The sequence below is a fragment of the Sporosarcina oncorhynchi genome (assembly GCF_033304615.1).
Taxonomy (GTDB): domain Bacteria; phylum Bacillota; class Bacilli; order Bacillales_A; family Planococcaceae; genus Sporosarcina; species Sporosarcina oncorhynchi.
Genome location: NZ_CP129118.1, coordinates 1,651,753 through 1,677,811, shown reverse-complemented (window position 1 = coordinate 1,677,811; position 26,059 = coordinate 1,651,753). Strand labels below are relative to the sequence as shown.

Annotated in this window: 20 protein-coding genes; 13 read left to right on the top strand and 7 right to left on the bottom strand. The window is 41.1% G+C overall.

The window, feature by feature from the left end; genetic code table 11:
* Positions 1 to 80: 80 nt before the first annotated feature.
* The 6 genes from acnA to QWT69_RS07960 all read left to right on the top strand — a co-directional run bounded on the left by acnA (position 81) and on the right by QWT69_RS07960 (position 7,703).
* Positions 81 to 2,795, top strand: coding sequence for an aconitate hydratase AcnA (gene acnA / locus QWT69_RS07985; protein WP_317970701.1), 2,715 nt, complete (start codon positions 81 to 83; stop codon positions 2,793 to 2,795).
* A gap of 126 nt (positions 2,796 to 2,921) precedes the next feature.
* The gene (locus QWT69_RS07980) at positions 2,922 to 3,347 is read left to right on the top strand and encodes an acyl-CoA thioesterase (RefSeq protein ID WP_317970699.1); all 426 of its coding nucleotides are present in this window, start codon (positions 2,922 to 2,924) and stop codon (positions 3,345 to 3,347) included.
* Entirely contained in the window at positions 3,347 to 3,664 is a 318-nt protein-coding gene (locus QWT69_RS07975) for a hypothetical protein (protein ID WP_317970697.1), read from the top strand. The genes QWT69_RS07980 and QWT69_RS07975 overlap by 1 nt, the downstream gene beginning before the upstream one ends.
* A 93-nt stretch (positions 3,665 to 3,757) precedes the next feature.
* Complete coding sequence (locus QWT69_RS07970; RefSeq protein WP_317970695.1) at positions 3,758 to 4,984, top strand: ATP-grasp domain-containing protein; 1,227 nt, start codon at positions 3,758 to 3,760, stop codon at positions 4,982 to 4,984.
* Between the two features lie 30 nt (positions 4,985 to 5,014).
* A complete protein-coding gene (locus tag QWT69_RS07965; protein WP_317970693.1) occupies positions 5,015 to 5,425 on the top strand; it encodes a CotY/CotZ family spore coat protein in 411 nt (136 codons plus the stop codon).
* A gap of 112 nt (positions 5,426 to 5,537) precedes the next feature.
* Positions 5,538 to 7,703, top strand: a complete 2,166-nt coding sequence (locus QWT69_RS07960; RefSeq protein ID WP_317970691.1) for a YheC/YheD family protein — start codon at positions 5,538 to 5,540, stop codon at positions 7,701 to 7,703.
* Between the two features lie 36 nt (positions 7,704 to 7,739).
* Here the strand turns inward: QWT69_RS07960 and QWT69_RS07955 are convergent, their stop codons facing one another.
* Positions 7,740 to 8,960, bottom strand: coding sequence for an ATP-grasp domain-containing protein (locus QWT69_RS07955; RefSeq protein ID WP_317970689.1), 1,221 nt, complete (start codon positions 8,958 to 8,960; stop codon positions 7,740 to 7,742).
* Positions 8,961 to 9,133: 173 nt separating this feature from the next.
* On the opposite strand from QWT69_RS07955, the gene QWT69_RS07950 reads away from it, so the two are divergent.
* From QWT69_RS07950 to QWT69_RS07935, 4 genes are all read left to right on the top strand, one after another.
* Positions 9,134 to 10,513, top strand: coding sequence for a Mur ligase family protein (locus QWT69_RS07950; RefSeq protein WP_317970687.1), 1,380 nt, complete (start codon positions 9,134 to 9,136; stop codon positions 10,511 to 10,513).
* Between the two features lie 102 nt (positions 10,514 to 10,615).
* Positions 10,616 to 11,053 carry a hypothetical protein gene (locus QWT69_RS07945; RefSeq protein WP_317970685.1) on the top strand — a complete coding sequence of 146 codons (438 nt, stop codon included), beginning with the start codon at positions 10,616 to 10,618 and terminating at the stop codon, positions 11,051 to 11,053.
* Positions 11,054 to 11,095: 42 nt separating this feature from the next.
* On the top strand, positions 11,096 to 12,394 hold the full coding sequence (locus QWT69_RS07940) for a YheC/YheD family protein (protein ID WP_317970683.1): 1,299 nt from the start codon (positions 11,096 to 11,098) through the stop codon (positions 12,392 to 12,394).
* A gap of 2 nt (positions 12,395 to 12,396) precedes the next feature.
* A complete protein-coding gene (locus QWT69_RS07935) occupies positions 12,397 to 13,785 on the top strand; it encodes a Mur ligase family protein (protein ID WP_317970681.1) in 1,389 nt (462 codons plus the stop codon).
* 29 nt (positions 13,786 to 13,814) lie between these two features.
* Here the strand turns inward: QWT69_RS07935 and QWT69_RS07930 are convergent, their stop codons facing one another.
* The 3 genes from QWT69_RS07930 to plsY all read right to left on the bottom strand — a co-directional run bounded on the left by QWT69_RS07930 (position 13,815) and on the right by plsY (position 16,318).
* On the bottom strand, positions 13,815 to 15,182 hold the full coding sequence (locus tag QWT69_RS07930) for a C40 family peptidase (protein ID WP_317970679.1): 1,368 nt from the start codon (positions 15,180 to 15,182) through the stop codon (positions 13,815 to 13,817).
* A 204-nt stretch (positions 15,183 to 15,386) separates the two neighbouring features.
* Complete coding sequence (locus tag QWT69_RS07925; protein WP_317970677.1) at positions 15,387 to 15,680, bottom strand: HesB/YadR/YfhF family protein; 294 nt, start codon at positions 15,678 to 15,680, stop codon at positions 15,387 to 15,389.
* Positions 15,681 to 15,715: 35 nt separating this feature from the next.
* Positions 15,716 to 16,318: a glycerol-3-phosphate 1-O-acyltransferase PlsY gene (gene plsY / locus QWT69_RS07920; RefSeq protein ID WP_317970675.1), complete on the bottom strand. Its 603-nt coding sequence runs from the start codon at positions 16,316 to 16,318 to the stop codon at positions 15,716 to 15,718.
* Positions 16,319 to 16,591: 273 nt separating this feature from the next.
* Here plsY and parE point away from each other — a divergent pair, with 273 nt between their 5' ends.
* From parE to QWT69_RS07905, 3 genes are all read left to right on the top strand, one after another.
* Positions 16,592 to 18,562 (top strand): DNA topoisomerase IV subunit B, encoded by a 1,971-nt coding sequence (gene parE / locus QWT69_RS07915; RefSeq protein ID WP_317970673.1) that lies wholly within the window; start codon positions 16,592 to 16,594, stop codon positions 18,560 to 18,562.
* Positions 18,559 to 20,988, top strand: coding sequence for a DNA topoisomerase IV subunit A (gene parC, locus QWT69_RS07910; RefSeq protein ID WP_317970671.1), 2,430 nt, complete (start codon positions 18,559 to 18,561; stop codon positions 20,986 to 20,988). The genes parE and parC overlap by 4 nt, the downstream gene beginning before the upstream one ends.
* A gap of 150 nt (positions 20,989 to 21,138) precedes the next feature.
* Entirely contained in the window at positions 21,139 to 22,374 is a 1,236-nt protein-coding gene (locus QWT69_RS07905) for an MFS transporter (RefSeq protein WP_317970669.1), read from the top strand.
* Between the two features lie 293 nt (positions 22,375 to 22,667).
* Here the strand turns inward: QWT69_RS07905 and QWT69_RS07900 are convergent, their stop codons facing one another.
* From QWT69_RS07900 to QWT69_RS07890, 3 genes are all read right to left on the bottom strand, one after another.
* Positions 22,668 to 23,768: an LAGLIDADG family homing endonuclease gene (locus QWT69_RS07900; RefSeq protein ID WP_317970667.1), complete on the bottom strand. Its 1,101-nt coding sequence runs from the start codon at positions 23,766 to 23,768 to the stop codon at positions 22,668 to 22,670.
* A gap of 129 nt (positions 23,769 to 23,897) precedes the next feature.
* Positions 23,898 to 24,932 (bottom strand): type 2 isopentenyl-diphosphate Delta-isomerase, encoded by a 1,035-nt coding sequence (gene fni, locus QWT69_RS07895; protein ID WP_317970665.1) that lies wholly within the window; start codon positions 24,930 to 24,932, stop codon positions 23,898 to 23,900.
* Positions 24,925 to 26,049, bottom strand: coding sequence for a phosphomevalonate kinase (locus tag QWT69_RS07890; protein WP_317970663.1), 1,125 nt, complete (start codon positions 26,047 to 26,049; stop codon positions 24,925 to 24,927). Before QWT69_RS07890 ends, fni begins: the two co-directional genes overlap by 8 nt.
* Positions 26,050 to 26,059: the final 10 nt, after the last annotated feature.

Genomic DNA, 26,059 nt, shown 5'->3' with positions numbered 1-26,059 from the left:
TGAACCTAGCTGTATTATGATGTAATAGAGAAAAGATGCTTATTTATGGCCTTTTCAGTAGATAAAGGAGGAATATACACATGGCTAAAAGTAATTTGCATAACAGCCGCAAGTCATTCGAGCTGAATGGTAAGACGTATAACTATTATCATATCAAAGCTCTTCAAGACGCGGGAATTGCTAATATTTCTAAACTGCCTTACTCAGTGAAAGTGTTACTTGAATCCGTCCTGCGCCAATATGACGGCTATGTCATCAAGGATGAACACGTTGAAAACTTGGCGAAATGGGGGAAAGATGCAGACAAGGATGCTGAAGTTCCATTCAAACCTTCTCGCGTAATTCTTCAAGACTTCACAGGTGTACCTGTAGTTGTCGATCTTGCCGCACTTCGCTCTGCAATGGCTAAAATGGGTGGAGATCCAAATAAAATCAACCCAGAAATCCCGGTTGACCTTGTCATTGACCACTCGGTGCAAGTTGACCGTTATGGTACTGACGATGCACTACGTTTGAATATGGAACTTGAATTTGAACGTAACGCTGAACGTTACCAGTTCTTAAGCTGGGCACAAAAAGCGTATGACAACTACCGTGCAGTTCCACCTGCAACAGGTATTGTCCACCAAGTAAACCTTGAGTATCTTGCAAATGTTGTTCATGCAGTTGAAAACAAAGATGGTTCATTCGAAACGTATCCTGATACGTTAGTCGGAACTGACTCGCATACAACTATGATTAATGGTATCGGTGTTCTAGGGTGGGGTGTCGGTGGTATCGAAGCTGAAGCTGGAATGCTCGGGCAACCTTCATACTTCCCAATTCCTGAAGTTATCGGTGTTAAACTTTTAGGTGAACTTCCAAACGGAACGACTGCAACTGACCTTGCACTTAAAGTGACACAAACTCTTCGTGCACATGGCGTTGTTGGCAAATTCGTCGAGTTCTTCGGACCAGGTGTAGCAAAACTACCACTTGCAGACCGTGCAACAATTGCCAACATGGCTCCTGAATATGGTGCAACATGCGGATTCTTCCCTGTTGACGAAGAGTCACTAGATTACATGCGTCTGACTGGACGCGAAGAAGAACATATTCAAGTCGTAAAAAGATATCTTGAAGAAAACGATATGTTCTTCACAGTGGACAATGAAGAGCCGACATATACGGAAGTCGTCGAAATCGATCTTTCTAAAATTGTAGCGAACCTTGCTGGACCAAAACGTCCTCAAGACATGATTCCTCTCACAGAACTGCAACGTTCTTTCAAAGATTCTGTTGTAGCACCTGAAGGAAATCAAGGTTTCGGTTTGACTCCTAAAGAATTTGACAAGAAAGCTACTGTTGAATTTGAAGATGGACGGTCTGTAGGTATGAAGACAGGTGACCTTGCAATCGCTGCAATCACTTCTTGTACAAACACTTCTAACCCATACGTAATGTTAGGTGCTGGACTTGTTGCGAAGAAGGCAGTTGAAAAAGGATTGACACCTCCTGCATATGTGAAAACATCACTTGCACCAGGTTCAAAAGTCGTTACTGGCTATTTGAATGATTCTGGTCTAAATGAATACTTGGATCAAATCGGATTCAACACAGTCGGGTATGGTTGTACAACATGTATCGGTAACTCCGGTCCACTTCTACCTGAAATCGAGAAGACAGTCATCGAGAACGATCTATTGGTATCTTCTGTACTTTCAGGGAACCGTAACTTCGAAGGGCGTATCCACCCTCTAGTGAAAGCGAACTACTTGGCATCTCCGCCACTAGTTGTTGCTTATGCACTTGCAGGTACAGTCGATATTGATTTCGAAAAAGATCCAATCGGTAAAGGAAAAGATGGTACGGATGTATTCTTCAAAGATATCTGGCCGACAACTGAAGAAATTAATGAAGTCGTCAAATCGACAGTAACACCTGAGCTATTCCGTAAAGAATATGCACGTGTATTCACTGAAAACGAAGCATGGAACGCTATCGAAACGACTGATGATTCCTTGTATGATTTCGATGAAAACTCAACTTATATCCAAAATCCGCCGTTCTTTGAAGGTCTCTCAACAGAGCCTGCTGATATCCAAGCATTATCAGGACTTCGCGTCATCGGTAAATTTGGTGACTCAATTACAACGGACCATATCTCACCTGCTGGCGCAATCGGTAAAGATACTCCAGCTGGTAAATACTTGCGCGAAAATGGCGTAGAACCACGTTACTTCAACTCATATGGTTCACGTCGTGGTAACCACGAAGTCATGATGCGTGGTACATTCGCAAACATCCGTATTCGTAACCAAATTGCTAAAGGTACAGAAGGCGGCTACACAACTTACTGGCCGACAAAAGAAATCTGCCCGATCTATGATGCAGCAATGCGCTATCAGGAAGATGGAACTGGCCTTGTTATCATTACAGGAAAAGACTACGGAATGGGATCTTCACGTGACTGGGCTGCTAAAGGTACATCCTTACTTGGCATCAAGACAGTTATCGCTGAAAGCTATGAGCGTATCCACCGTTCAAACCTTGTGATGATGGGTGTACTTCCACTTCAGTTCATGAAGGGTGAAAGTGCTGAAACACTTGGTCTTACAGGAGAAGAAGAAATTAGCGTCAATATCGCAGAAGGCGTTAAGCCACGCGATATCCTGAAAGTAACTGCTACTGCAAAAGATGGTTCTGTTAAAGAATTCGACGTGTTGGCACGTTTCGATTCTGATGTAGAAGTAGACTACTACCGTCACGGCGGAATCCTTCAAATGGTTCTTCGTGATAAGATGAAAGCTGAATAAGCATAGAAATTAAACATCCGGATCGCGTAGTCGATCCGGATGTTTTTCGTATGTTCATTTGTTTGGGTGAGTCGAAGAACAGCATTTTCTCTCGCTCTTTTGTATAATGACCTAGAGGTGATGACGATGTTTATAAGTGAAAAGGAAATTGAAATCAGGTACGCAGAGACCGATCAGATGGGGGTCGTCTATCATGCGAACTATTTAATATGGATGGAAATTGGTCGGACAAATCTTATTAAAGATCTGGGTTTCACGTATGCTGGCCTTGAAAAAGAAGGCTACTTATCTCCGGTTATCGATTTATCGATTCAATATAAAGCCGCGATGAAATATGGTCAAACCGCAACTGTAAGGACATGGGTTGAATCCCATGGGAAGCTGCGGACAGTCTATGGATATGAAATTTTACATGAAGATCAAACCGTTGCAGCTACAGCCACTTCCGAGCATGTAGTAGTGAAAAAGGAGAATTTCCGTCCAATCTCACTACGGAAAATCGACCCCGTGTGGGATGCTAAATATGTTGAAATCCAGCGAGGGACTGACTAATGGCTTTTGGTATTAACCGAAAAGAATTATATGCATGGAAATCGGCGGTCCGATCTGGTGAAATGGCTTTTTTGACGCATTATTGGTTGGATGATCGTTTTCCTAGTAGTAAAACCGTTACGAAAGCGGGTTGTGCAGATCTGGAAAAATTGATTGAATGGGGAAAGGCTTACGGATTGAAACCAGAATGGATCGATCACAAAGCGGATTATCCGCACTTTGATTTGTTTGGTAAGGTCGAAGTCGAAGTACTGCTTAATGAAGGTCTGATTGAACAACTGAATCGTTTTAATCTTTTACAGAAGCACAAAGGGTGAGCCACCCTTTGTGCTTTTTTGCTGCAATCGTCTTATACAGCCTAAGTCATTATGAGGGCTATTGCATACAATTAGGAAGAGATAATTGTCTAGATGAAAGGTGTGACTTGTTCGATGAAAGCCATTTTATTTGTCGAAACAGCACGCAATGGCTCAAGTAGTGAAGCCTTCTTCGCGGCAAATCGTTTAGGATATTCGTCAATTCTTCTCACTCAACGTAAGCGGTTTTTAACAGAAAGAGAGAACTTCCCAGCCGATATACGGATCCTGCTTGTTAAGAAGATTGATGTTGAAACGATTCGCGAGGTGGTTTTTAGGCTTCAACAGGAGAACTACCGGTTACAAGCCGTCCTGAGCTTCACTGATCCATACGTATCTGACGCAGCTTTAGTATCCAATGAATTATGCGGATCAAATCTTTCAATTAATGCGTTGCGATTACTCGAAAACAAGAGTGAGACACGAAAAGCATTGAGAAAGAATCAAGCATCCGTCCAGTTTGAAATTATTCACTCTTCCTTCTCTGAATTTGATGGGATCTATCCAAAAATCGTCAAAAGAGTAGTATCCAACGGTTCCAAAGATGTTCTTTTCATTAAAAACGAAATTGAAATGAAGGACGCGATACGGAAGTTATCTACTGGAAAGTCCACTCACGAATTGATGATTGAACCGTATATAGAAGGAACTCAATATAATGTTGAGCTATTTGTAGTTGAAGGTATTCCTATTATTGTTGCAATCATTAAGCAGGAAATTACACGTGATTTCACATTCATTGTCACAGGTTACGAAGTTTGCGTCAAGATGGAACAACAATTGTATGAATCATTATGGAAAACAATAATGGAAATTACGTCTGATATCGGATTGGAAAACGGAACTTGCCATATGGAAGTGCGACAAACAGATGAAGGTTGGAAACTGATTGAAATTAATCCACGCATGTCCGGTGGTGCTATGAACCGGATGGTGGAAGAGGCTTACGGCATCAATATCGTTGAACAGACGATTAAAATGTATGTTGGTCTAGAACCGGATCTAATCAGAATTCGGAACCAACCGATATATACTTCTTATATTACGATAGCCGGAATGGGCTATTTATTGAAAATTGATGGGCTTGAAGAGGTAAACACAATTCCAGAAATCATTGATGTCCACCTTACGCCAAAAATCGGTTCACTCATGCTACCCGCATTGTCGATGGGCTACCGGTATGGCTATGTAATGGCGAAAAGTGATACGCAAGAAGAGGCTAAATATTACGCAGAATATGCAGCAAGCTTACTGAAGTTCTATTTGGAACCTATCGAATGACTGATCATACATAAAAGAGGAGGGATGGAATTGGATGCATGCTGTATTTGCAAGGAGATGAGAGCGCTGCAAAATGAACAGAAATTATTATCGGAATTTGGAAAGAATTGTCGTTATATTGTTGGGTCTAAACAGCTGGATACCATTCCATTCATGTTAATCACGGCGGAAGGATTCGAACCATTTACCGCCATTCTTCACAACACGACTACACCATTCTTTCGATTGGAAAGCATTGAAAACGATAGCTGTTGTGCTCAATTGACACTTCTAAAAGCTGTAGATATGATGGGTCGTCCTTCAATTTCTGCAAACGATCTGTATTCACTTGAAAAGACAGATCGGTGTATTCATTTGAAACTTTGTTGTTTTATCGCCATTAATCCGATGCCCGCAAACCTCGTTTCAAAACCATTGCCTACTATAGAAATGAAAGTCTGAGAAAGGATAGTTTACAATTATATATTTTTTCTCTATGCGACTGTCTTTATCACACTCCCTGTCGTGTGCATGTACTAGATAGAGTTGTCAAAAGAAGAGAGGGAGTTTGTGAATGACGATTATCGGTATGTTACATCATCGGAAAGACCCTAAAACTGTAATTAAAGCCTATGCATTTGCGGCTGTTGCAGCTGCAGAAGGTGCAGATTTCTATTATTTCTCCCCAGGAGAAGTCAATTTTGCAACCCGTACAATTAAGGGACAAGTATATGAGAAAGGGAAATGGAAGTTGAAAGTCATGCCTTTTCCCGATGTGATTTATAATGCAGGCAGTCCGGAAAAACTTGCAAAATCAAAGAATGTTATGCAAAAGTTGAAAAGCGAAATTCCATTTACGACCCATTCCATCGGCAATAAATGGAGTGTCAACCGACGACTGAAAAAGGCAAAAGAATTTGCCAGTTATTTAATTCCGGCAGAAATTCTTAAGACTACAGATCAACTTCATCATTATATAACTGCATTCAATAAAATTGTCTTTAAACCGGTTGATGGCAGAAAGGGTAAAGGAATCTTTTTTATTGTCGCCGAAGGAAATGGTTACAAGGTGAGCGGTCAAGGTTTAAATAAACTATTCTCCAAATTAGAATTAGATGAATTTATAAGACGTAAAATGAAAGCAGAGTCATTTATCGTACAACCGTATATTCAATCTGTGACTAAAAATGGTCAGGTTTTCGATTTCAGACTTCATGTACAAAAAAACGGAACGGGCGATTGGGTTATCACCGCTATCTATCCTCGCATCGCTCCGGAAGGATCCATTATTGCAAACATCAATAGTGGGGGGTATACAAACTATCTAGATCCTTTCCTGGAGCAGGAGTTTAAAGAAGAAGCATTCAATATTAGAAAGAAACTAGAATTTTTCTCCTTGTCGCTTGCGAAGCATTTGGATGAACTTCAAATGGAAAAGTTCGGTGAAGTAATCGACGAAATTGGTGTTGATATCGGCATGGATGAGCAACAGAAATTATGGATTTATGAAGTAAACTGGCGGCCGGGTTGTCCCCCTACATTCTATTTGGAATTGGATGTCGTCACAAACACGATACAGTATGCAATCTATATAGCTGACAATCAGAAGGTAATACAAAGCAAAATCCGTGAAGTGAAACGGAAACGTTCCAATGGCAAAGAGAAAATTCCGGTCATCGGGATTACAGGGAGTGCAGGTAAAACAACAACGAAAGCATTTCTAGCATCTATTCTTGCGAAGAAATGGAATGTATTTGAATCCAAAGATTATTGGAACACGACTGAACATACGAAGAAACATGCCGCTGAAATCAATGACTCTCACCGCGCTGTCGTTCTGGAATATGGAATGGCCTATCCAGGAGTCATCACCGAACATTGCAAAATCATCCAACCGACGATCAGTATCGTTACGAATATCGGACTCGCGCATGTCGGAAATTTCAATGGAGATCCAAGAGGCGTAGCTAAGGCTAAATCAGAACTAATCCATGGAATGGACCAGCAAGGTGTACTTTGCATTAATAAGGACAATGATCATTCTAGATATCTTGAAACAAAAAAGTTCAAAGGTGAAATCCTTACAGTCGGGATAAAACGACCTGCTGACTACCGAGCGTATGATGTGAACTATACAGACAGCGGTATGAGTTTCAAAATGAAGTTACAAGCTGAGGAAATCGAACTTTTCATCCCGATATTCGGTGAGCATCATGTGTATAACGCTTTGTCTGCAATCGCAATCGCTGACAATCTTGGCTTTTCACCAATGGAGATTAAGTCAGGTCTGCTCTTCAAAAAGCCGCCACGTAGATTAACAATCTATGATTTAAAGAACAATATCAAGTTGATAGACGATACTGTCCACTCGCATCCTGAAGGAGTTCGCGCAGCGATTGATGTTCTGAAGAATATTGCCAAGAAACGAAAGATCGCGATTATCGGCCAAATGCGTGAATTAGGAGACTTGCGAGAGCAAGAATATCGAAAAGTCGGTGACTATATCAATCAGCAAGAAATTGATGTTCTCATTACGTACGGTTTTAGAACAGAGGAAATCGGTGCCCAAGCAAAATTGAAAGGGATGGATGCCAGTAAAATCTTTCACTTTACAGATCGGGAAAAACTTCATACACTCTTGGATTCAGTAATTCAAAAAGGGGATACCATTCTTGTGAAAGGAGCAAGTAAGACGAATATGTTTGAAACAGTGAAATACATGGACGGTAAATATTCCTAAAAAAAAGGGCTCCTCCTCCAATGAGGTGCCCTTTTTTCAATCTTTTTTGAGATGAAATTGTATTTCTTTGGCGGCCCGTTTCGCCAGCATTTTCGCTTGCACCATTGATCTGCCTGTTGCGATAACGTATGCGTACCGATGACCCATCGATAGCGGAGGAATAAGTAATGTCCCTTTCTTCGGTTTAATATAAACCTCGACAACCCCATCGGAATTTCTAGCCCGATTTTTGCCGGTCACTTTTTCTAGAATCCCCTTATTCTGCACAATTACATATTGCGTAAATATGTAATGAGTATGTTTACGGTCTAGGACAGGTTGTTCTCCCAAGTATAATTTGAGAGTTTCTTCTGCTAAATCAAACCCGAAAGCTGCCTGCAACATTTTATTCATCGCACCACCTGAGATGCGAGGGTTTATCTCAATCAGACGCCAGCCCGACTGTGTTAACCGTAGTTCGGCATGAAGAGCGGCATTGCGGATGGCAAGTCTTTCGACGATTGACTCCAATACTTCCATCAGACTTTGACGCATTTGTACAGGTATGATGCCAAGAACACCATATCCTGTAATAATGAACCGTTTCCCAAATGTGATTTCCTGTTCAATGACGCCGGCAATATGGATTTTTCCCTCATGGACAATAACTTCGACTAAATATTGATCTCCTTCGATAAATTCTTCTATGATAATCTGATCATCCTGATCTTTTTCATGTAATTTTCGTATATGTTGCTGTAATTGTCCAATGGAGGATGCCTGTAAAACGTCTTTGGAACCTGTAGAAGATGATGATTTCACGATAAGAGGAAACCGATTAAGTGCTTTAATAGCCTGAACGTCGGCTGTCTGTCCCGCAGACACCGTCATATACGCAGGAGAACAGGGCAGTCCTTCCAATGCTGACCGAGTCATTGCTTTATTTTCCATAATTTCCGCAGTAGTAGATGATAGGCCATTTTGGCAAAACTCTTCGCATAATTTCAATGCGTTGGCAACGTTGGAGTCGACAAAACTGACAATGGACATAATCTCATTTCCTTTTGCACGGAGGTTCATGATTTCCTTCCTCATTGTAGCTAAATCCCCTGTATTTGTCATGACCATCTCATGCACATCAACATATTCATTTCTTTGCGCCAATTGCCTTTCTTTGTTCGTGAACAGAACGGTGAAGTAGCCAAGCCTGACTGCCGCTTTAATTGCTTCACGGCTCGATCCGGATTTGTTCGACCCAATGAAAATAATCGTTTTCAAAACTAGTCAACCCCTTTGGAATAAGACAACTCTATATAACTTATGAGTCAATTAGCTATCTGTATGGTTATACACCCTATATGTACGGGTCATAATTTTATTTCTATAGGTATCCGTACAAGCCGGCAGTATAAAAGGAACATAGGATGGTAGAGGTGAAAGGAGTGATCGAATTGAAACCGTTATCTGCCGGTTATGTCCGGAAATTAATAGCTGGTTCATTAATTCAGGGGAGAGACGAAACGCTTATCAGACATGCGGCTTACCGGTTGAAACAGGTCAGACATCCGGACACGTTGTTGTTCTTAAAAGGAAAGATCGTCAACTGGGATCGGTTGGAGGCGTTTTTTCCGTTGACAATCGTGACGGACAAAGTGCTGCGCCGGTATGAAGATAAGAAAAATGTGACGATTATCAAGGTGGAAGATTTGGAGGAAGCCTATTGGAAGGTGATTAATGACTATCGACAAAATATTGATATCCCAGTAATTGCAGTAACGGGTACTGCTGGCAAAACGACAACGAAGGAGATGATTTTCCATATTCTTTCTACAAATCGTGAAATAGCACATTCAATTAGTACGAACAATTCACGGACAGCTCATCTGACGAACTTGTTCAGTATTGGAAATACAACCGAAACGGCTGTATTTGAAACAGCTGTAGGTGCACCAGGAGATTTGACGAAGGCTGCCGCTTACTTAAAACCAACAATCGGTATCATCACGAATATCGGAGAACATCATTTAAATTATTGTAAAACAATAGAAGGCTATATTGCGGCTAAAGGGGAACTATGTCATGCACTCGGACCAGATGGAAAACTGCTTATAAATTGTGATGATTTGTACACGAAGCGCTTGGATCTATCTAAATTCAAAGGTAAAGTCATCACAGTCGGCATCCATGAACCATGTAATTACCGAGCAAGTGATATTTCCTTTTCTTCTCAAGGTATGCATTTTACCGTCTTGAGAAATGGCAAGAGACATCAAGTCTACGTTCCTGGGCTTGGCGTGCATCAAGTATATAATGCGTTGTTTGCCATTGCCGCAGCGGATGCAGTGAACATGGATTTTGAAACCGTGAAGGAACGACTGAAGACGTATGAACCGCTAAATAAGCAATTACAAGTCCGAGATGGTTTGAATGATTCAATCCTAATCGATGATACATGGAGCATAACGACAACTTCCCTCGAAGCGGCTTTGAAAGTGCTAAATGCTGTTGGTGAAACCAAAAAGAAAATAGCTATCATCGGTACGATAACGGATTTGGGTTCTTGGGGATTCATTATCCATAAACACGCCGGTAAGATTATCGCCGACAACAAAGTGGATGTGCTAATTACGGTGGGGGAGCATGCGAGTATTATGGCGGAGTATGTCAAAAGAACAAATCCTGTAAAAGAAGTGTATTCGTTTGCTAATCAGCATGGCGCTTTTAAACTGTTGAACGAAATTGTGGATAGCCATACAATCATTCTCATTAAAGGGGATATGTACAGCGACGCCATTGCAAAACTTGCTCTTCTGCTGCGAAAACAGACGTAAGGGTCTAGACGTTTAAACAGCTTCCCGAATGGGACAAACACCAAGTCTACTTAGATTTTCAGCAATATACTAAAGTATCATACAAAAAAAGGAGGAAATTTTATGGGTTTGGAATGTCATTGCGGTGTGAAAGCAGATGCAGAATCTTTTGCTCGCCACGCCAAGTTTCACGGACAACATTATACAGTTAAAGGGTGTCTGACCTATCACGCAAACGTTTGTGTTTCTGCACTTGATAACGCATTACTAGTTGTCGATTTTGAGGATGAGCAGACGGAAGGCGCTAAATACAGCTTCATATTTACGGCGACAAAAGTATCTTGTGTCGAATGTTGTAACAATAGCCATGCATGTGAAGTTACCGTTTCTGGTATGGGCACGGTAAATGGCAAGGAGTATCCGTTTGTTGCAGTTTTCTACGATACCGACGAGAGGACGAAAGTTGATTTCGTCAAACGCTTTACCATTTCAGGTTTTTTTGACCAGAACGGATTATTAGCTGTGAAAAAAGGCTCAATTAGGGCTTTAGGATGTGAATAGATTCTTCATCATGATCGCTGGTTTGCAATAGGAGGGAATGGTATGACAATTACACGTGGACGCTTTGGTCATTATAAACTGCTAAAAAACACAAAGCGTCTATCACCGCATGTTCCTGATATACACGTCTATTCCGAATCCGTTCTTACAAGTTTGCTCAACAATTTGCAACCATTGTTTATTAGACCTCTCCTTGGACCTGAGTTAATTCGGATAATTAAATCCGGAGAGACGTACAATTTAGTTGTCAATGATAATGAGCCAATTGTTACGGATAGAAAATCAATCGTCCCCTGTCTGATAAAACAACTTCATCCAAAAAAGACGTATATTATTCAAGTCAATCCGACAATTTCCTATACGCCGTGCAGAACTTTTTATACGCTTCAAAGGAAGCGTGAAGGAGCCAACTGGAAAACGGTTCATAAGACAGTACAAGATACAGAGTGTACACCACGATATATGAATTTTCTTATCCACTGGAAGCTAAATCGTTTCCTCCTTGCAGTGGCGGGAAAGCTTGGCGATGCCTTTGTAGGATGTCATACAATGGTTTTGGAAATTGGATATGCTGAGGGCGCCTTTTTCCTCTACGATACCATCTTGCATGAACGAAACAGTAAGTGGAGCCAATACCAGTCTTTCATCAGAAGTAGGACTATACGCCCTTTTATGCCGCATACAGACCTTTGCACAAAATCGACATTAAAAGCTTTTCTTCGTAATTACGGGAAAGCGATCATTAAACCGGCTGTTGGCCAACAAGGAAAAGGGATTGTTAAAATAACGATTATGCCTAGCGGAGATTTTGAAGTGCAGAAAAGGAACAACCTCTCAACATATAAAACGTTTGATGCTCTTTTTCAGTCTATACATTCACTTCATCTGTCAAGAGAGGATTATATTATCCAATACTATATTGCTCTCGGCATAGTAGACGGTTGCCCGTTTGATGTCCGCGTCATTACGCAATTCGACGAAGAGTATGGTTGGATTGCAACAGGAAAGCTTGTGAAAGTAGCGGCACCCGGTTATTTCATTACGAATCGTGCCCAGAAGCTATTGGCAGTAGAAGAAGTTTTAAGTGTCCCAGATAGCCATATAGAACAGGTTTGTATAAACGGCTCGATTGCTCTTTCAGCACAGTTGAACAATCTCTCGATCATTGGATTCGATATCGGAGTGGAAGAGGGAGGAAAGGTCTGGGTGATTGAAGCTAACCATGTCCCATCCATCGCCATGTTCCATAATTTCGGTAACAATGAAATGCACACGAAAATTACTCAATTCATTGGTAAGCGTAGAAGGTCTTTATCTGAGAATAGAAAAGAGGAGGGATAAATTTGAAGAAATTGACAGTCAGATCAATCCGAATGTTGTTGGATGGAAAAATTATTTCCGGTCGGGAAAATTGGTACGTGACCGATGCCATCTATTATAAAAGGCATGAGCATGTGAAAAGCCATACGCTTTTATTCATGAGCAGGGCGGATTCCGCTGATTGGAAAGCAATTGATTTGAATGGCCCGGCACTCGTCATAACGGATAAGCCTGATAGTGAATTGAAAGCAGCTTTGCCAAATACAACGGTTATGAAAGTGACGAGTCTCGTCCAATCCTATTGGAGATTCATTAATTATTACAGGAGCCTCTTTCAACTACCCGTTATTACGATAACAGGAACTTGTGGTAAGACAACGACGAAAGAAATGCTCAAACATATTTTGTCTGCAGATAGAAAAGTGCATGCTTCAGTCAGCAGTATAAATGAGCCTAGGCAATCATTTCCTTATTTAATGGGAATTGACGACACAACAGAAGTAGCTGTCTTTGAACATGGACTGGGAAACTCCGGAAATATCGCACATCAGTGCATGATTTATCAACCGACAATCGGCATTTTGACGAACGTAGGTGTTCATCATCTGGACGGTTGTGTTGATCTTGAAGGTTATATTCGAGCCAAAGCTGAAATTGTGGGAGGTATCCGTGAAGGTGGTGTGTTGATTTTAAATGCGGATGATGCAAACACGAAGAAAATAAATCTTCGTCTGTTTACAGGCGAGATCATCTATTTTGGAACAGATAAAAAAGCACATGTGCGTGCTTCGAACATGACCTTCGGGAAAACCGGCATGGATTTCATTGTCCATACTGAAAATGAAAGCTATGAAGCATTTATCCCTGGTTTTGGCGAACACCAAGTGAGCAATGCTCTTGCTGCTCTTGCGGCGGTTCAAGCGATGAAAATGGATGTCGGGCAGGCGATAGCCAGATTACGTTCATTCAAGGAAATGGCAAGACATCTGGAATGTACGATAGGGAAAAACGGCTGTCTAATCATCGATGATACATGGACCAATAACCCCACATCGATGAAAGCCGCTCTAAAAGTAGTCGATGAACTCGGTAAGGGCAAAAAAACGATGTTAATTTTAGGTGACATTAAAAGGTTAGGCGATTTTGAGAAGAAATATCACCGTGAAATCGGTAGTCTAATCGCAAAGCGTACTATTCATACACTTATTACAATCGGGCAGAAAGCTGAAGAGATTGCAATACAAGCAAAGAAAGATGGAAGCACGGCATCGATACGAACATTTAAGGATGCTGTAGAAATTGGTAATCTGTTAGATCATATGTTGGATGACCAGACTGTCGTACTTATCAAAGGCCCAATGTCCAGTCGTTCAATGATCAGTTTTGCGAAAAAGTTAAAAAGAAGCACCTAACGAGAACCGTTAAGTAGCTTCTTTTTGCTTTATTTTACAACTCTTTTTGCTTGTACATAGTTATTGACCGACCAGGAAGAGGAAAGACTCTGTTTAACTACGTCCCCTGAAGTGGAGAGACTAATAAATTGGTTACCTCCAATATAAATACCCGTTTGTGTAATCCTTTTTCGTTTTCCATCCGTTGAGAAGAAGAGCAAATCACCTTGAACTAACTTGGACTTCAGTACGGAACTTCCCGTTTTAGCCTGATCGCTAGCCATTTTATATTTCAGATCAATGCCGTTTCGCTTATAGACGTAATACGTGAAGCCAGCCCCCGTAAACGTAAGCGATTTTTCATCATAAGTATAGCCGAATTTCGCCTTTCCCGTTAAACTTGTTGCCAAGCTAACCACTTTGTTTGTATCGGCAGTACCTGTTGATGCAGCAGGCAGTTGTACGGTTGGAGACGATATAGCTTTGTTTGGAACCACTCGTTTTGCGGTAATAAAGTGATCTTGATAATAATCGACAAGCAATACACGTGATAGGACACCGCCGGAATTTGGAATGATTAGCCGGTGTTCACCTGCATAGATACCTACGAGACTTGCATTCTTGGAACCTTTTACACTATTGAAGAATACAAGATCACCTTTTTGTAAATTAGATTTAGAGACTGTTGTACCTTTAGCTTGCAAGGAAGCGAGATTGTTTGCGTTCAACGTAATGCCATTCTTCTTGTAAACATGATCTACGAAACCTGTCGGTGTGAATCTTTTTTGCGTTTCATTATTAACATTACCAATCGTGGCGGAGTCTTTTAACTCGTACGCAAGACTGACGATTTTATCACCAGCAGTTGCCGGAGACGAAGGAAGTAGACTCGGCAAAACTCTTCTTGCACCGAAATAACTGTCTGTATAGTACGGTTTGCTATTCAAGTCAGAGATGACGATGTTTTGTTTAGAGTCCGCCATATGGATGACCTTATTGTCACCAATATACATGGCAACATGATCGGGATCGGTTCCTGTCTTTTTACTCTTGAAAAACAACAGATCACCTTTTTGCCAATTGCCTTTTGAAACTGGCGTGCCTTGCTGCATCATGTAATCTTCATTGTATGTGGCAATGTCCACCCCATTTTTCTCGAATATGTACATAAGGAATGTGGCACAAGAGAATTTATAGGGATATGTCGGTTTGTAGACAGCAGTACTATATGTGGATTTACCCATCAGACTTTTAGCTGTCGCAATAAGTTGGTCCGCTTTCGCATTCACAACTTGCTGATTCGATTGAGTTGTCACAGTGGCAGCAGAAACATGGTTTGTTTTATCAAATGAAGGCATGGCGAGTGAGCCGAACCCTACACAAGTGACGAGTGCAACAGATAATAATTGTTTTTTCATACGTAATCCTCCAAACATTTTATTCTTTCTTCGTAAATAATCGTAGCATGGAAGGAATGAAGGATTGGCAGGAAAAATTGTCCATAGACCAGGTATAAGCTATGTAGTGCTTGCTCTGATTACGCTGAGCCCTCTATTTTACAAATACATTACAGACTGTAATAGGGAAATTACGGCATTAAAAAAGCGGATAACTGGAAGTTATCACGCTTTTTCGTATGAATAAATGAGTTCGTTGGCTGTAGAATCGACATTCACATGCAAGTCGTGGCCATCAAAATACCAAAAATCTCTGTCCTCAATATAGAAGTGGATGCCTTTTTTCTCGACATGCACTTTCATTTCGTCAGGTTGTTCTTTCGTGATTCCAAGTGAAAAACCTTCGTGTAGTGGACTAGAGCCGCCGTATCTTGCGAAAAATTTAATATAATCACCGGTTACAGCTTCCATTTCCTTGTGGAACCATTCAATCGCTTCGTCCGATAAATTAATATTCATTGTTATCCCGCCTTCCGTTCGTTATAACCATTGTATTATAACCATTTCACTTTAGGCTCGGTTCCCGCCTTAATCCGTCCAATATTTGCACGATGTCTGTAAAAGATGAAAATCCCCATCAGACCGACAACAATCATTAAGTAGAAATCTCCCGTCCACACATAATAGATGATACAGTAGAGGAATCCGACAAGCGCGACAATCATCGATGACAATGATACCATCTTTGTAATTTTCAGCGCAATCAAAAATGTCAATAGCACGATGATGAAAATTGGCCAGTTATATCCAAGCAATACGCCGCCTGATGTAGCAACGGCTTTCCCACCTTTGAAACCCGCGAAAATTGGTAACATATGACCAATCACCGCGACAATTCCAAGGAAGAGTGGATGCATGCCCGTCGAACTGAAATAGGGAAGTGAAACGAGCAGCACAGCGGCAGTTCCTTTTAATATGTCAATTATCGTCACAATGAGTCCAGCTGTTTTACCTAAAACACGAAACGTATTCGTAGCGCCTAGGTTTCCACTTCCGTGTTGGCGTACATCTGTTTTGTAAAAAAGCTTGCCGATCCAAAGCGCAGAAGGGATCGAACCGAGTAAATACGCGAAAATGATAAGTAGAATAATATCCATAATGCTCCCCTTTGTCATAGTATTGCCATATCCCAAGTTTAGCAGAAGTTGTTGAGCGCTACAATGAACGATAATTGGTTTATGCGCCTGAAAAACGGATTCCAATATGACAATCGTTAGTCAACATTTTCCACATCTCATTGCAATAAAACGGTTTCTTCTATACAATTAATTGAGCGAGCTTCTTGAAACGTTGATTTGACAAGCTTTACAGGAAGCGATACGATATTATATAACTACTAAAGAGAACATTCGTTTGATGGGGGTTGCGATTTGACGAAGAAAGAAGAAATATACACATATGATGACGATTCCATTCAAGTGCTTGAAGGTCTTGATGCCGTTAGGAAAAGACCTGGAATGTATATCGGTTCGACAGATTCAAGGGGATTACATCATCTTGTCTATGAAATCGTCGATAACGCCGTAGACGAGGCGTTAGCGGGTTACGGAACAGAAGTTGACGTGACGATACACAAAGACGGTAGCATCGGAATACGTGACTATGGACGCGGTATGCCCACAGGCATGCATAAAACAGGAAAACCAACGACTGAAGTCATTTTGACAGTGCTACACGCAGGCGGTAAATTTGGACAAGGCGGCTATAAAACAAGTGGTGGATTGCACGGTGTAGGGGCATCAGTCGTCAATGCTCTGTCCGAATGGCTAGAAGTTACAATATTCCGCGATGGAAAGAAATTCAGGCAGCGCTTCGAGAATGGCGGCAAGCCTGCGACATCGCTTGAGGAAATCGGAACGACTAAAGAAAAAGGAACACTAATTCATTTCAAACCTGATCCGACTATTTTTTCAACGGTTAAATACCAATATGAATTGTTATCAGAACGTCTAAGAGAATCAGCATTTCTGCTGAAAGGACTCAAAATTGTTTTAAAAGAGGAAGGGACCGACAAACACGATACATTCCATTATGAAACAGGCATCCAAGCTTTCATTTCTTATTTGAATGAAGAAAAGGATGTCTTGCATGACGTTGCCTATTTAGAAGGCGAATCAGAAGGAATTGAAGTTGAATTCTCATTCCAATTTACAGATGGTTACTCAGAGACAATCCTCTCATTTGTCAACAACGTTCGTACAAAAGATGGCGGAACACATGAAACCGGTGCTAAAACAGCCATGACGCGGGTTTTCAACGAATACGCAAGAAAAACGGGTTTATTAAAAGAAAAAGACAAAAATCTGGATGGTTCAGATATCCGTGAAGGAATATCAGCCATCATTTCTGTGCGCATTCCCGAAGACATCCTTCAATTTGAAGGCCAGACGAAAGGGAAACTGGGAACAAGTGAAGCCCGTACCGCGACAGATGCAATCATTTCACAGCAACTTCTGTACTTCCTAGAGGAGAATGCTGAACTTAGCGGAAATCTTATCCGGAAGGCTGTACGTGCACACCAAGCTAGGGAAGCTGCACGGAAAGCACGGGAAGATGCACGTTCAGGTAAAAAAAGACGGCGCTCTGATACGCTACTGACAGGTAAATTGACACCTGCCCAATCGCGTAATTCGGCAAAAAACGAACTGTATTTAGTCGAAGGTGACTCCGCAGGTGGATCTGCCAAGCAAGGTAGAGACCGAACTTTCCAGGCGATTCTGCCGCTGCGCGGTAAAGTCATCAATACGGAAAAAGCGAAGTTAGAAGATATTATGAAAAATGAAGAGATAATTACGATCATCCACGCAATTGGTGGCGGCGTCGGAGCTGATTTCCAGATTGCTGATATTGCTTACGATAAAATCATTATCATGACAGATGCTGATACAGACGGAGCACATATTCAAGTATTGCTTTTGACATTCTTCTACAGATATATGAAGCCGTTGATAGAAGCCGGCAAAATTTACATCGCTTTACCGCCTCTTTATAAAGTGTTCAAAGGATCAGGTAAAAGTGAAAAACTCGAGTATACATGGACAGAAGCTGATCTCGACGTCGCAATCGCTAAAATCGGCCGCGGCTATATGTTACAGCGCTATAAAGGTCTTGGTGAGATGAACGCCGATCAATTATGGGAAACAACTATGAATCCTGAAACGCGTACATTGATCCGTGTGACAATTGAGGACGGGGCACAAGCAGAAAGACGTGTTACTACGCTAATGGGCGATAAAGTTGAACCACGTAGAAAATGGATTGAAAGCAATGTCGATTTTGGCACAGAAGATAAAAACATTTTAGAAAATGAATTCATACATGTTGAGGGGGAGTTTGAATGACTTCAACGGAGCGTATTCAAGACCTTCCTTTAGAAGAAGTTATCGGGGATCGTTTTGGAAGATACAGTAAGTACATCATTCAGGATCGCGCGTTACCTGATGCACGGGACGGCTTAAAGCCCGTTCAAAGAAGAATTTTATATGCGATGTATCATGAAGGTAATACCCATGAAAAAGCATTCCGAAAAGCTGCAAAGACCGTCGGGAATGTTATCGGGAACTATCACCCACATGGAGATACATCCGTCTATGACGCAATGGTGCGAATGAGTCAGGATTGGAAACTACGACATCTGATGGTGGACATGCACGGGAACAATGGTTCGGTCGATGGAGATTCGGCAGCGGCTATGCGTTATACCGAAGCAAGATTATCACCGATAGCTTCGGAAATGTTAAGCGATATTAATAAGGATACAGTCGAATTCATTCCGAACTTCGATGATACTGAACCTGAGCCGACAGTGCTACCCGCCCGTTTCCCTAATTTGCTTGTCAACGGTTCGACAGGAATCTCAGCGGGGTATGCTACGGATATTCCACCACATGCTCTCCATGAAGTGATTGATGCAGTACTCATGAGAATGGAAAACGCGGATGTTACTGTTGAGGAATTGATGACTGTCATTAAAGGTCCCGACTTCCCAACCGGAGCCATTATCCAAGGAACAGATGGCATTAAAACGGCCTATGAAACGGGAAAAGGACGGTTCATCATCCGTGCAAAATCAGAAATCGAACAGCTCAAAGCAGGTAAATCCCAGATTGTTATTACTGAAATTGCTTATGACGTGAATAAAGCCAATCTCGTCAAGAAGATTGATGAATTGCGTCATGATCGTAAACTCGATGGAATTGCTGATGTTCGTGACGAATCGGATCGTACTGGACTCCGGATTGTCATAGAGCTGAAGAAAGATATGGACGGCAATGCAATTTTACAATATTTATTAAAAAATACGGATCTTCAGATCACGTATAACTTTAATATGGTTGCCATTTCGGACAGAAGACCGACATTAATGTCATTACCGATGTTGTTGGATGCTTATATTGGTCATAGGAAAGACGTTATCACGAGAAGGTCAACGTATGATATCCAAAAAGCGAAAGACCGACTGCATATTGTAGAAGGTCTGATGAAAGCATTATCGATATTGGATCAAGTCATTAAAACGATCCGTGCGTCTAAAGACAAGCGCGACGCAAAAAACAATATCATTTCTGAGTTTGAATTCACTGAAATTCAAGCTGAAGCAATCGTTTCACTTCAATTATACAGATTGACAAATACGGATATTACAGAATTAGAAGCTGAAGATGCTGAGCTTCGTAAGCTCATCGACAAGCTTGATGCGATTTTAAAAAGTGATAAAAAGCTTTCAAATGTCATTAAAAAAGAACTGTTGGACATTCGGAAGCAGTACGCTGAACCTAGAAGATCTGTCATCGAAGAAAAAATTGAAAATATCAAAGTAGATCTTGATATTTTGGTGCCAAGTGAAGAAGTTGTCGTTTCCGTTACAAAAGACGGTTATGTAAAGAGAACGAGCATCCGTTCGTTTAGCGCCTCAAACGGCACAGGACAGGATATGAAAGAATCGGACTACAGCCTTCTCGAAACCGTCATGAACACACAGCACCATTTGCTATTATTCACTTCTTTAGGCAATTATCTTTACCAACCTGTCCATGAATTGCCGGATATTCGTTGGCGTGATCTCGGCCAGCATATATCAAGCATTATTTCTTTGGAGCCGAATGAAGAGATTATTAGTGCAATCGGTATTGATAGTTTTGATGAAAATACGGTCGTTCTTACTGCCGCGGATAATGGTAATATCAAACTGTCAAAACTCATTGATTATCAAGTGCAGCGGTATTCAAGAACATTCAAGGCGATGAATGTGAAAAAAGGAGACCGTATGGTGGATGTTCAGCTTGTCAATGGCGATGAAGATGTTGTACTCTTCACTGAACAGGCATATGCTCTACGTTTCTCTTTGACTGAGCTATCGTTGACAGGTGTTAGAACCTCAGGCGTCAAAGGCATCAATCTTAAAACGGATGACAAACTTGTTTCAATGCTTGTTGTGCGCGATGAAGGCGAATCGGTATTAATAGCCACTCAACGTGGATCAGTCAAAAGGATGGCATTGAAAGAGCTCGAAAATGCAACAAGAGCGCAGCGAGGGCTCGTTGTATTGAAAGAGTTAAAATCAAACCCACATCGTATTATTGGTACCGCACTTGTCAAACCGGGTGAAACTGTCATTTTGACTACAACTAAAGACAATAAAATCCCAATTGAAGCAGGTTCGTTACGACTTGTAGATCGCTTATCTAATGGCAGCGCTCTTATAAATGAGAGCAAAGATGGAAATGTCTTAAGCGTATATAAGGAAGTCAAAGCAGAAACGAAATAATACATTTACAAGCCTACTTATAGCGAAATATGCTATAAGTAGGCTTGCTTTTATCATTCACTACATTTCTATAAAATTGTCGTGACATTCACAGAATCCTATCGTATAATAATTCGACAATCGAAATATATAAAAGAGCGGGGAAGAGACATGTGGCGAAACCGTAACGTTTGGATAATTCTTACCGGCGAAATGATTGCCGGACTTGGATTATGGACCGGTATTATCGGGAATCTTGAATTTTTACAGGAGAAGATTCCATCTGATTTTGTGAAAGCGGTTATTTTATCAATCGGCTTACTAGCCGGTATCATCGCTGGTCCAACAGCTGGGAGGATTATCGACCAATCAAGAAAGAAAACAGTACTGATTATCGCAGGGTTAGGCAGAATGATTAGTGTATTGTTTATGTTGCTGGCGATTGCAACAGGATCTGTATGGTGGATGATTGCCTTTATCGTATCAATCCAAATTTCTGCAACTTTCTACTTTCCGGCATTGCAGTCAGCAATACCGTTAGTCGTTAAAGATAAAGACTTGTTAACGATGAATGGGATGCATATGAACGTTGCTACGATTGCACGAGTTGCTGGAACAGCACTTGCAGGTATCATGCTTGTTTACTGGTCATTGGCATCATTGTATTGGGTTTCTTTACTTGCATACGGGCTATTACTATTCTTCACAATGGCATTGAAAATCGATGAAGGGAAGGGGAGTAGCCAAGCCGGCAATGAGAAGCGTGAAAAAAGTGGATTTATGGATGTTTTTCCTGTATTGAAAGCTTATCCAACTGTCGGGATGACGCTCGTCATGACGATGATTCCTTTACTATTTTTAGGATCATTCAACTTAATCGTCATCAATCTAAGCGAAATTCAAGATTCGGCATCAATAAAAGGACTCGTTTATACATTTGAAGGCATTGCGTTTATGATTGGTTCATTTGCTGTGAAATATATAGCGCGAAAATGGAAAACAACAGTCATTCTGTTTTTCTTTGCAACGATGGTTGCAGTTGCGGAATTCATGTTGTATTTTGCCGCTAGTATGACGATAACATTAAGTGCTTTTGCTGTATTAGGATTTGCTTTAGGTTGTTTTTTTCCAACAGCAATGGTTATTTTCCAGAAACAAATGCCGAAAGAATTTCACGGACGATTTTTCTCATTTCGTAACATGTTGGAACGGGTCATGTTCCAAATTGTATTACTAAGTACTGGGGCATTTTTGGATCTTGTAGGACTGCAAACGATGGTCATTATATTTGGTGTAATCAGTTTGAGTATGACAGCTATTTTCTTCATTCAAATGAAGCGAAGGAATATCATCTTAGATGAACCGGAAATTGAGCCTGTAACAAACCCTGCAGCGGAAATCGTGTAAACGATTGTTGCAGGGTCTTTTTTCAAGAAAATTGTAGAAGGACATCACAGAACGTATAAAAGCTGAATAAAAGTGAAAATAAATTGGTTGCTTAAATGGAAAAATATCTTTGGGAGAAGTTTTAGAGATAGTAACAGTCCGAACATTGATGTCCAAGAAGTTCGAACTTTGGTGTCCCTGTACAAAAAAAACGGTTTTATCTCACTGTTTCAAGTATACTTATTTGTGATATTTAACTTCCTCTAATATATATTATGTAAACTAAAAATAATTAGAAAAAAATAGGACGCTATTTAGCTGTCCCCTGAGTTTAGAATGCTGTATTCAATAACCTCATTAATAAAAAGTCCATTCTCTTTCGCAAAGCTTCTAACATTGTTTAATAATTCTTTTTTATACGTTGTTTTAAAGTGAATACGATCTTTTCTTAGCGTAGTTTTAATGACAGTCGTTGTATTTTCATTTAAAAATGATTCAATATAACTTTCTAACAAATGATTTACATGCATATCCTTGTATCTTGCATTTTGTTTTAGCTGATTTAATAAATGAGCATTAATTGTAGTTCTAAAATTGACACGGCCTTCAGCAGTTTCAAATTTTGCTATCAACTTACTGTTGTCAGAATTACGATGAAAGTTCATTCTATCCCTTTTATGTACAACAAAATTCGTGTCACATTTTTCATAAATAATATTCGCCAGGCGAAGTAACTGATATTTACCCTTAATCCAAACTCTATAAATAGACTTAGTTGCTGTTTCGTCAATTGTACTTATTGTACTTTTCAAACCCCAACGTTCAAGAACCGCTTTAAATCCTATTGCAAATTCATTACTAGCTGTAGTTATATTCATTCTGTATCCATTCCGATCGACCCAACCATCACCATCAATAACTCCACGGATAAAAGCCGGCAAATATGCTTCAGGCACTTCCGGAAATATTACTGTATAAGATTTAGCTGTTGTCATGCCGAGTCGTTCTAGATCAGCCCTGATGATTTTAGAATTGATAATAAGCATAGGTATTGTCCGCGTACCACTTGGCTTAGCAATGACGGGCTCTGCACCCATCAAAATGCCGACTTTCCGCAAAAGGTCTTCATCTTTTTGGGACAAATAAATACTTTGGTTGGTTTTGCTCACATGGCCATCCGTTAAGAGCAACCCTAAAACCCATGCCATTTCAGGTGACCACGTTTGAAAAAACAGTTCATTCACTTGGTGAATACGCGGTCTGCCAGTGGATCTTCTATCAATACCATGTTTTTTAATAATATTCCGAATTGCCCGATCTGATAATCCAACCATTGGACAAAGTTTTTCATACGGTAAACCATTTTTATAGAGTTCAATAATCTTTTCATCAGTCATTCCGCGAATTCTTGCCAACGCTACTCCCCCTTTTTGTATACAAGAATGCCATAATCCCACTATACAAATGTACGTTCGTATTGTCGACAAATTGACGGAATAAATAAAACAACCTCTCGTCTATGTGATAAGAGGTTGTTGAATAATTTAACGCTTACGATATTGTACCCGATCAGTTGTTTGCAATTGCCCAATGGTTGCAGCGCCAACGCCGAACATGGCCATACGAAGTTCCAATTCTTTCGTTTCCATGACTGCTATGACATCTTCAACGGATTGTGTCGCTTCCTTTAGAATAGATCTGCCGAAACCAACCATATTCGCTCCTAATGCGATTGTTTTCGCAGCATCCATTCCTGTATACATGCCGCCACTAGCTACGATTGATTGCTCCTGGATGCTTTCACGGACAGCAACGACACAGTCCACCGTCGGATTGCCCCAATCACTAAATGTTTCTGCCGCTGCACGTTTGATCGGCTCTTTGGAACGGAATTTCTCAACTTGACTCCAAGACGTTCCACCTGCACCTGCCACGTCAACGAACGAGATACCTACATCACATAATTTCCTTGCAGTTTGGCCATCGATTCCCCAGCCGACTTCTTTGACACCGACAGGAACACCCAATTCAGTAGTCAATATCTCGATTTTCCTTAACAGATCTTTGAAGTTTAAATCACCATTCGGTTGAATGACTTCCTGAATCGTGTTGAGATGGAGCACTAATGCATCGGCGTCGGTCATTTCGATAATTTGCTTGCATTGCTCTGTCCCGAATCCGTAATTCAGTTGAACAGCTCCAAGATTGGCGATAATCGGTACGTTCGGAGCATATTGCCTCACTTGAAACGATGATCGATGCTCTTCACTTTCAATTAAAGCGCGCATTGAGCCAAGTGCGAGTACCCAACCTTTTTCTTCTGCTGCCATAGCAAGATTCCTGTTAATCGTCTCTGCAAATTCAGCACCGCCTGTCATCGAACTGATGACGAATGGTGTCGGTCTTGATTGACCAAGGAACTCACTTTCGATTGAAATCTCATTAAAGTCTATTTCCGGCAGTGCATTGTGGATAAAGTGCACACGTTCAAGACCTGTTGATATATTGTTTCCGGTCACTTTTTCATTCAGAGTAATCTCTATATGTTCTGCCTTACGTGTATGGATTGAATCAGTCATCCGTCAATTTCCCCTTTCCGATCAAACATGCACCATCGATGGAAACCGATAGATCCAACGGTTCAATTTGCGCCAGTTTCCATTCAGTTTTTACTGCGGCAGCATTTTCCATACTGTCCATGAACGCAATGCCACAATCTCCGCCACCAGCACCGGAAGTTTTACCTGCGCCATACCGGTCAGCGATGCGGATCAATTCTTTCAATTTCGGTGTTTCAATTTCTGCATTCGCTTCATTTCCTAGTTGCATAAGTGCCAGACGGTTACGTGTTAAACTTTGCATGGCCGCTCTTACATTTCCGTCAGCAAAATCCTGTACCATCGAAGAAACGGCTACGGAGCTTTCTTGTATGAATGCATCAAATAAATGAGGTTTGTTATTCTGCAGTTGCTGGATTTTGACAATCATTTTCGATGTAGACATTTCACTGCCCGTCCAACCTACACATAGCAACAGGTTTTTCGGTGCAGTTACAGCATTTAATTGCAGTCCTGGCCAGTCTTCCTGTACCAAACTGTAGATATCGGCTTCATTCTGAAGATGTCCCAACAGCCATTCGGCATCAAACGTACGATAATGTACCCATCCGCCGAAAGTAGACGCTGCAATATCTGCACAAGAACCGTTTCCTTGCGTCACAAAATGAGCGATGGAGGCAAGTTTGTAAATCAGTTCTTTCGTTGGCTTAATGCCAACATTTTCATGGCAGCGTAGTACAGATGTAATGACAGCAACGACGACCGCCGCACTCGATCCAAGGCCGTATTTTTTACCTGACACATCATCTAGCTCACTATGGATCGACAATGTGAATGGGACAGACTTCAAGCCAGCACCGCTAATATATTGATGACAAATTGTAATCGCATTCTGGATGAACGTCAATTTCGGTGCGTTTTCACTGAATAGCAATCGTCCATCCAACTCTTCCCACGTGATAGCGGAATGCCCAAGTTGTGGAAGGTCCACATGATTTCGTCCGCTTACTTGCGCCTTGGCATATACATAACGATCAACTGCAGCAACAATACATTGCCCTTCTGGTTCGAGAACAGCGTACTCTCCTGCTATGAACAGTTTTCCAGGTACGCGTATTTCAAATAATGGAGTGTCCATGCGTACACGC